The sequence below is a fragment of the Pseudodesulfovibrio senegalensis genome (genome assembly GCF_008830225.1).
GTDB lineage: Bacteria > Desulfobacterota > Desulfovibrionia > Desulfovibrionales > Desulfovibrionaceae > Pseudodesulfovibrio > Pseudodesulfovibrio senegalensis.
In genome coordinates this window covers 21,295-29,066 of sequence record NZ_WAIE01000011.1, presented here as the reverse complement: position 1 = coordinate 29,066, position 7,772 = coordinate 21,295, and the positions used below count along the sequence as shown (strand labels likewise).

Annotated in this window: 13 protein-coding genes; 12 read left to right on the top strand and 1 reads right to left on the bottom strand. The window is 46.2% G+C overall.

The features are described from left to right. Positions 1-436: 436 nt before the first annotated feature. The 5 genes from F8A88_RS15490 to F8A88_RS15470 all read left to right on the top strand — a co-directional run bounded on the left by F8A88_RS15490 (position 437) and on the right by F8A88_RS15470 (position 2,709). Complete coding sequence (locus tag F8A88_RS15490) at positions 437-637, top strand: hypothetical protein (protein WP_151152094.1); 201 nt, start codon at positions 437-439, stop codon at positions 635-637. 198 nt (positions 638-835) lie between these two features. Next, complete coding sequence (locus tag F8A88_RS15485) at positions 836-1,150, top strand: single-stranded DNA-binding protein (RefSeq protein ID WP_151152093.1); 315 nt, start codon at positions 836-838, stop codon at positions 1,148-1,150. A 39-nt stretch (positions 1,151-1,189) separates the two neighbouring features. Beyond that, complete coding sequence (locus F8A88_RS15480; RefSeq protein WP_151152092.1) at positions 1,190-1,531, top strand: hypothetical protein; 342 nt, start codon at positions 1,190-1,192, stop codon at positions 1,529-1,531. 141 nt (positions 1,532-1,672) lie between these two features. Continuing rightward, positions 1,673-2,428 (top strand): ParA family protein, encoded by a 756-nt coding sequence (locus F8A88_RS15475; RefSeq protein ID WP_151152091.1) that lies wholly within the window; start codon positions 1,673-1,675, stop codon positions 2,426-2,428. Then, positions 2,428-2,709: a hypothetical protein gene (locus F8A88_RS15470; RefSeq protein WP_151152090.1), complete on the top strand. Its 282-nt coding sequence runs from the start codon at positions 2,428-2,430 to the stop codon at positions 2,707-2,709. The genes F8A88_RS15475 and F8A88_RS15470 overlap by 1 nt, the downstream gene beginning before the upstream one ends. Here the strand turns inward: F8A88_RS15470 and F8A88_RS15465 are convergent. Continuing rightward, the gene (locus F8A88_RS15465; protein WP_151152089.1) at positions 2,706-3,671 is read right to left on the bottom strand and encodes a replication initiation protein; all 966 of its coding nucleotides are present in this window, start codon (positions 3,669-3,671) and stop codon (positions 2,706-2,708) included. The two genes, F8A88_RS15470 and F8A88_RS15465, sit on opposite strands and share 4 nt — an antisense overlap. Before the next feature lie 918 nt (positions 3,672-4,589). On the opposite strand from F8A88_RS15465, the gene F8A88_RS15460 reads away from it, so the two are divergent. From F8A88_RS15460 to F8A88_RS15430, 7 genes are all read left to right on the top strand, one after another. Further along, positions 4,590-5,171: a hypothetical protein gene (locus F8A88_RS15460; protein WP_151152088.1), complete on the top strand. Its 582-nt coding sequence runs from the start codon at positions 4,590-4,592 to the stop codon at positions 5,169-5,171. Positions 5,172-5,774: 603 nt separating this feature from the next. Then, positions 5,775-6,128 (top strand): cytotoxic translational repressor of toxin-antitoxin stability system, encoded by a 354-nt coding sequence (locus F8A88_RS15455; protein ID WP_151152087.1) that lies wholly within the window; start codon positions 5,775-5,777, stop codon positions 6,126-6,128. After that, entirely contained in the window at positions 6,109-6,468 is a 360-nt protein-coding gene (locus F8A88_RS15450) for a helix-turn-helix domain-containing protein (RefSeq protein WP_151152086.1), read from the top strand. Before F8A88_RS15455 ends, F8A88_RS15450 begins: the two co-directional genes overlap by 20 nt. Positions 6,469-6,472: 4 nt before the next feature. Further along, on the top strand, positions 6,473-6,697 hold the full coding sequence (locus F8A88_RS15445) for a hypothetical protein (protein WP_151152085.1): 225 nt from the start codon (positions 6,473-6,475) through the stop codon (positions 6,695-6,697). Between the two features lie 49 nt (positions 6,698-6,746). Further along, on the top strand, positions 6,747-6,995 hold the full coding sequence (locus F8A88_RS15440) for a hypothetical protein (RefSeq protein WP_151152084.1): 249 nt from the start codon (positions 6,747-6,749) through the stop codon (positions 6,993-6,995). A gap of 258 nt (positions 6,996-7,253) precedes the next feature. Beyond that, positions 7,254-7,478 carry a hypothetical protein gene (locus F8A88_RS15435; RefSeq protein ID WP_151152083.1) on the top strand — a complete coding sequence of 75 codons (225 nt, stop codon included), beginning with the start codon at positions 7,254-7,256 and terminating at the stop codon, positions 7,476-7,478. Between the two features lie 26 nt (positions 7,479-7,504). Continuing rightward, the gene (locus tag F8A88_RS15430; protein WP_151152082.1) at positions 7,505-7,729 is read left to right on the top strand and encodes a hypothetical protein; all 225 of its coding nucleotides are present in this window, start codon (positions 7,505-7,507) and stop codon (positions 7,727-7,729) included. The last annotated feature ends 43 nt before the right edge of the window (positions 7,730-7,772 follow it).

The window sequence follows — 7,772 nt, the reverse complement described above, 5'->3', positions numbered from 1 at the left end:
CTTTCAGAGCGCAACAATCCCCTTCGGATTGATCCCGCGCCGGGCTTCTCCCCGGCTGTAGCCCAAAGGCCGGTGGCCTTTGGAATCCTGATGCCGGTCAAGTCGCTGATCCTGTCCGCGTCCCTGTCACGCCCCTTGCTTTTCATCCCTCCGCTCACAGGAGCCGCCAGAACCCGCAATGTCGGAAATCGGTTCCTCCGCTGCCCTACGGTTGCGGCCCCTCCAATTTCCTTATTGCGGAACCTGTCTAGTGGCTCCTCCCGCTGCTGGCTGGCAAGTGTCGCGCCAGGGCCGCGCCCAGGGCGACAGCCGGTTATTTGCCCCGGTGGGGCAACATCCTCCCCGGCAGGGGGGCCGGGGAAGGCCGGGGGGCAACCGGCCCCCCTCGCCGGGAGGATGTTAGCGAAGCGCAGAAAACCAAAACACAGGAGAAAAAATGTACCATTATGAAACTCAAGAAATGACTGGAACACAAGCAGCGCGTTTCATGTCCATTGTTGATAGGGAAGTTGGGACGGATAGAGAACGCACAGATCACGGAAATGGTGTCTATTCCGTCTCTGTGTTTGAGCTTGAACAAGAAGAAGAAATTAATATTTGTCGTAGGGCTGAATGCTTGGCCATGAAGCATATTTGACGGAGAGATAAAAAATGGGCCGGGAACCACCCCGGCCCTACCAATGAGATGGATAAACCATCTGCCCACATGGAGGCCCATGAAGGCTGTATATATATATAGCTTCGGCCCAAACCCCGCAAGGGTAGAAAGCTATTGACAATCAGTTACTGTAAGGCCAAAGAAATATTTACCAATGAACCTAAACATGGAGGCAAGATGTTTACTGCAAGTATCACTGGAAACGTGGGAAAGGTTGAGCCGGTCAAGGATGTAAACGGCAAAAAAGTTTTGAATTTTTCCCTCGCTCACAATTACAAAGTTGGGGAAAATCGTCGTGTTGTTTGGTATGAATGCGCAATTTGGGGAAAGTTGGCCGAGGCTTTGACTATTCAGAAGGGAGACAAAGCCTCTGTCGTTACACACCAAGGTATTACCGCAAATGCCTACATCGGTAAGGACGGGAATGCCGCGGCAAGTCTCAAGGTCGTTGTGGATCAGATTGATATTACAACGGTTGCCAGCAACAACTAAGAAACAGGGGGGGGTAACCTCCCCCTCCCCTTTTTAATCATGAAAAAAATTATCTTCATCATTGTGTTTTTGTTTTTGCCCGTCCTGGGCTTTGCGCAGCAGCATCCACTTGCCGAAACAGACAGCGGCGGAACTTACCCTTTGGCCGAACCTAAAAAACAGCAAGAAAAACAATGTCGGGAAATTTTGACTTGTGAGTTTCGGGGTACGAATGGTGATGCTTTTTCAAATGGCGATCTTTGGAATAAACCGCTCAAATGTTCAAATTGTTCTGGGAAGGTTTATGAAGGCCCATTAAAAAAAATAATTCCGTTTTATGAAATCATCGACTTCGAAACCTCCCCAGGCGTGATACGATTACTATTAAAATTAAAACATTAAACATGTAAGCCATTTTTTAAATGGCTTTTTTTATGTCCTTAAAATGATAGCAAAATCTAAAAACTTAAATGTTTAAATGCTTGTTGATATTTGAAGGTTTTAATGTTTAAATGTTTCTAAACCAAACAGACGGAGGCTCATATGAAAACGTACAGTATAGCGAACCAGAAAGGGGGCGTAGGAAAAACTACTACCGTCCATAATTTGGCCGCAGGTATTTATATGCAAACCCAAAAAAAACCGCTTTTGATTGACCTTGATCCTCAGTGTAATTTGTCCATGGCTTGCGGCCTGATGCCGGATCAGGTGGATCACTCATATTTCGATTTTTTGCGCGGCGCAGATTTTGAAGACGTTGGCCATGATGTTGGATTTGCGGACATCATTCCCGCTAACCATGATTGTGTTTTGGCCGAATCATGGATTGAAAACAAACGCCGGGGTCGGCAGGTTGTAATTCAAAAAAGGATGGAAGAACTTGCTGGCTATGAATATGATTATGTTTTTTTTGACTGCCCCGGAAATCTTGGATTCGTGACCGTCAACGCTATGATTGCGGCAAGCAAAGTCTTGGTTACATTGCAATGCGAATATTTCGCTCTGGAAGGTATGGCAAAAATGCAACAGGAAATTCAAGCCATTGAAGAAGATGGGAAATCCGTCGAACTGTGTGGAATCGTCCCTACGCTGTGGAATGGGACGACCTTAAACTATGAAGTTCGGAACGAAGTTCGATCTCAGTTTAAAGATATTTTTTACGAGGTTCGCATTCGTCGGAATGTGAAGCTTGGGGAATCTCCTAGCCACGGAAAACATATTTTCGATTATGCGGCCGGGAGTCATGGGGCAGAAGACTACGCGGCTTTGAGTCGGGAATTTTTGAGGAGGGAACAGTAATGGCGTTGGGGAATCAAGGAAAAGGAAGCCGGTTTGCAGACAAAAAACAGGTAGTTGAAATCGTAGAAGAAAATTCCGAAAAAAATTTAGATGCTCCGCACGGTCGGGAGTCAAAGTTACCTCTCAAGCTGCGCGGCTTTAAGATCGACAAAAATACATTCGATCGTTTGCAAAATTATGTGGTCTACAAAAAACAGACCGCAGAGGATGGAATTAACTACAACAACAGCTATGTTGTGAGGGTGGCCATAGCTGAGTATTTGGCCAAGAAGGGGTTTTAGATCAAGCTGCCCCTGGTCAACTCGTCACGTAGCGCTTTGAAGCAATACCCGCCCAAACTGGTTGAACAGTTTTCGGCGGGTATTTTTTTATAGCGTTCTATCAGTTTTGGTATCAGTTTTTTCGTTCTTTGCTCGTCGTCTCCTGCGGCGAGGTTCGCCAGCTGACGCGCTTGTTTTGCATGCATACGGCACTGGTCGCGTAATATGGCAGCCAATTCCGGCGCAAAACATTGGCCGTGATCCAGCTGTTTTTCTACAACCGCTCTGACTTTTTCCGTGTGCGTTTTTGTGCTTTGATTTTCAACAATGAAAAAGCGCAACGCAACAACCTTCCGCGCTTTAGTGATTTTTTCATATTCGATTTTAATATCAGAATAGGCGGCGATATCTCGTTGTCCTGGATCGAGTATGCGTTTTTTCAAATCGCTAAATCGGGGATACCGGCCAGCAACACCTAATCGCATCTTAAATTCATTCAAATCAAATTTTACCTTTCCGGCGGACTTCCATTGCCGCAAGATTTCATACAGATGCCACGTTGATGCACTTTTGAATTGATACACGTCTTTCAGTCGGTACTCTGTGAAATTGTTTCGTAAATCGAGCAAGCGCGGCGCGAGGTCTGGGTTCATTTTGAAAGTAAATTTCCCGTCTAGTGGAGTATAGCGCATGGTCTGAAACCAAAATGCTAAAACCTTTTCTCCATCTTCTTCATACTCTGCCGGCTTTTGGTTTATGGATTTAATTGTTTGTTTGACGATTTCATACGCAGCATTTGGGGAAATTTTGAAAATGGCAATCAAATCCTGGACACTCGCCGTTATTTCAAAAAATGTCGTGTCGTGTTTGCTGTCGATATGAGACAAGCAAAAAGCCAGCAAGCGCAGTTCCTGCAATTCGAGGCGTTGCAGGGTCGGAATCATGTCGTTATGTTTTGCTACGATATCGTTTTCATTTTTCATGGAGCAGAGGCTAAATTATATGCTCCGCCTAGTCAACGACAAAAATAACGACAAGCACGATTTAGTGTCGTCGTAAGCACTAAATCTGTCGTCATTACGTGTTGTTTGGGACGAAAGTATAAAGCGGTATAGGTTGCATTTAAACTATTGAATTAAATTGAATATATTAAGTGTATGTTTTGTTTTTGCGACAGCTTTCATTCTTTGTCGTTGTAAGCACTAAATCTGTCGTTATTACGTTTGTTAAGTCAAGTTGTGAGTTGCCTTCTTTGTCGTCTTATGCAACTGTTTTTTTTGAATTTTTGAGAAATTAACCATGCCTTGTTTTTGAATTGTTACGTTCGCGTTATGTTCACTGAATCTGTCGTAATTACAGGACGTGGTTGTTTTTTTGAAATTGCGACCTGTTCGCGACCCTGTCGCAATAAGCACTAAATCTGTCGTAGTTACACACTAAATCTGTCGTAGTTACACACTAAATCTGTCGTAGTTACGTGATGTAAGACTTTGAAATAGTGGGCAATTCGTCCGCGTAAAAGTATAAAAAGCAACTAAAAGAAGAAAATTACTTACAAATGGCTCTTGAAAATTTTTAACTTCGTCCGCACTTACGTGCGAAAAGGCACCTCCGCGCTTACGCGCTCCTGCCCTTCGGTCGCGTTGCTCCCTCGCCGCCCTATTATGAGGTTTGCGCCAGATAGCTGGCCGTAGGCCAGCGGCGCGATATGTTTAACGTACGTTCGCACACTACGACATTCTGGCCAGCGCCGTACCATCGCCTACGGCGAACTCCAATGAGAAGGGAAAAGCGCGGTTTTTCTTCCTTCGCTCCACTCACCCATATGCGCCAAATTGCGCCTATTTGATGCCTCTGCGCGTTTTTTTGTTTTTTATGCATCCTGTCCTGCGTTGGCGTTTATGGGCTGCGACAGCGTAAATACGGACAAAAAAAGAAAACTGTTGCTCGATTTCACAATTCGTGTAAAATTTTACGCGATCATGAAAAAAATTACATATAAAAAACCGAATCCAGTCCTCACAATTCCGCTGAATTTTTGCGGGATGCGCCCAAATGTCAGCATTGTAGTCTTCCGCTCGGTCGATTTCTCCGAAGCGTGGGGCGCGGCCGCAGATTTGTTCCGGGTTGCGTTTCGCGTCCAAAAATGGCCGCAGGGTTCTAAATCAAGCCCGTATGTTAGACCCACTTTTGCTCCTGGCGGCCGGAACTATTTTTTCTTGCCGATGGATCATGTTTCACACATGGCCCGGTATATCTTGCATCGGGGCATGAGGATTCCGGCTCCAAGTTCGATCTTTGACCCTGCACGTTTTTATAAGGGGGCGTTGGTTCGAGCCGCTATTGTGTTCCGCGGAGAAAAATTTCCTGTCTTGTCTAAAACGCGAATTGCCTCAGTGGTAACAGTTTTTGGGGTTCCGTGTTTTTCTTTGGTCGGGGATACTATGGGATATCGCGCCCTTCATGAAATCGAATTGATTTAGGGACCTCCGTTGAAGCAACGGACCGCGCTGAGGACTCCTAGCGCCAGCCCAGGGCAAGCCCTGGCCGTGGCGGGAGCCTTGGAACACGGTTCCAACCCTTCGGGCTAGATTCGCTGGCCCTTTCGCGCTCTTTCAGAGCGCAACAATCCCCTTCGGATTGATCCCGCGCCGGGCTTCTCCCCGGCTGTAGCCCAAAGGCCGGGGGCCTTTGGAATCCTGAACGGCCTCCACCTCTATGGAGGGTTTCGGCTACAAGATCGGAAAGGCCTATGCCTTTCCTTATGCCGATTTACCACACCTCAAGGGCGTGGAAAATCGGTTTCTAAGCAATCACAAAAAAAACAAATTCTACCGATCCGCGCTCTTGCGCGGTTCCGTCCTCCCGTTGGTCGGGGGCTTGCGGCAGGGCCGCGTAGTTCTCCTGAAAGGGAAGAAATGGAAAATTTTTCCCCGATTTAAATTTTATTTAATTGTTTAATTGGTTAAATATTTTAAAAAACTCATATTATTCAAGAAAATAGTTGCATTTAAATGTTTAAACATTTATATTCTATTTAACCAATGAGGATAAACCACTTAAATTATGGAGGCCAACTAAATGATATGCGGCAACAGGTTTTTCTTGATTATCGTATGGCAAAGAGGCAATATCCGATGAAACAAGATTGGACCATCATTGCAAGCCGAAAAGTTGATAAGCAGATCAAAAAAATGCCTCCGGCTGTGAAGGCGCTGATGGAGGCATTGAAGCGAGAATTACAAACCACTGGCCGGGCTGGTGACGGTTGGCCCAAGGTCGGCCCTATCTGGCAATTCGGCAAAAATCGCCATATCTTCAAGGTTCATTTGAACAAAAAACGGCCTGTATATGTGACGATGTTTGAAGTCTTTAAAAAACAAAAAGAAATAAAGGTGCTTTATGCCGGAACTCACGAAAATGCCCCTTACGGACGGTAATGTTCAAATTAGTCTGGTGGTCCCTGGCCACCAGGCTAACCTGATGGAAAAAGCGATTGCTGGATTTTTGAACTTGGCTGAAAGTCTCAGTGATGAAGCCGTAATTTATCCGGCTGTCGATGTTGGAAGGGCTTTGAAAGGTTTTCGCCTTCGGGCTGAATTGAGCCAGCAGGAGCTTTCCGAACAGTTGAGGCGGAAGCTCAAAGGCGCAAAAGTAAAATACGCGCAGCGGCACGTGTCGGAAATGGAATCAGGCAAACGCAGGGTCACGGATGAAGAAGCCAAGGCTCTGGCCGCAATTCTGAATGCTGATATTCGTGTTTTTTTGCCGGGGGAATAAATTCATGATTTTTTCAGTCGAGATTGATTCAGACAAAGGGTTTCGTACTCAGATGATGGACGGGAGAATATCCGTGTTCGGCACTGCAAAAAAACAGTCTGAAAAAATTGCAAAGGAATACGCGGAGCAGACAAAGAGCGAAGCCGGGCATGTGGCGTTGGTTGGAGATGGAGAAATTCAGGGATATTGGGTTTGGAATAAATCAATTTTTTGGTGGGAATCTCAATAGAAGGGATAGAAGATGAATAAGGATCACACCCCCGAGGAGATATAGCCCCATGACCACCATCCAAGTGAAGACCATTCAGACCGCCCGCCGAGGCAAGTTCCGCGTATGGATTATCAACGATGGAGCCGCCCGCGTGTCTGAAAAGTCCGGTGATTACGTCAAGCCGTGGGTTGCCTTTGTGCCTACGGCCCACGGCGGCGCACAGCGGTTTTACAAGACGCGCCGGGCTGCGGTCAAAGCGGCCATAAAGGCGGTTGAGGGAATGGCGAAGGTCTTTGAAAGAACGGCCACGACCTAGCCGAAGCCGCCCAAGTGTGCTATGGCCCCGGCCCCGGAGCGCCCCTTTTGAGGTATATGTAAACTTCGGACAGGGAGAATAGAAAAAACAACCGCTAAATCAAGAGATTGCAAATCCACTGGAACATCGCCCGAATAATTTTAGCTAAATGTTCCAGCGCAAAACGCATTTTTCGCACCGTGGGAGTATAGTATTTATTCCTGATCGTGCGGAAAGAGAATACGAATTTTGAAAACCGTGTAACTGGAAGGAGAAGAAATGTCAGAAAATTTTGAACGCTGCTCAAAATGCAAAACCGTACTCAAGATCGAAGAACATGGGTTCGGAGGCCCAGGAGGGAAAGACAGCGAACCCATCTTTTGCCCAAAGTGCAACAACCTGCTTGGTGAAAGCAGAACTTCCGGCTGGTGGCATGTGGTTCCCGCCAATCAGGAAGAGGTTAAAGACTTTGAGGCAAAAGAAAATACACCGCCCTGGGAATAAAACAATTTCACACCAGAAGGGAAAAAATGAAATTCTTGAACGGAATCTTCGGCGCAATCGTCGGCCTTGTCTTTCTTGTCCAAGGCATAAAAATGCTGCTTGTTACACAGACAGCAGCTCCTCTAGTCCTGTTTGCTCTGGGCGTGTGCATGTTTGTTGTATCTATTATGTATATGCATTTGTGCAGCAAGCTCGATGAACTTGTTTTAGAAAAAAAAATGGTGGCCCGCGTCAGAGAGAAAGAGGAATAGAACGATAAACCCGGTCATATGCATGACCATACAAAATCAACAC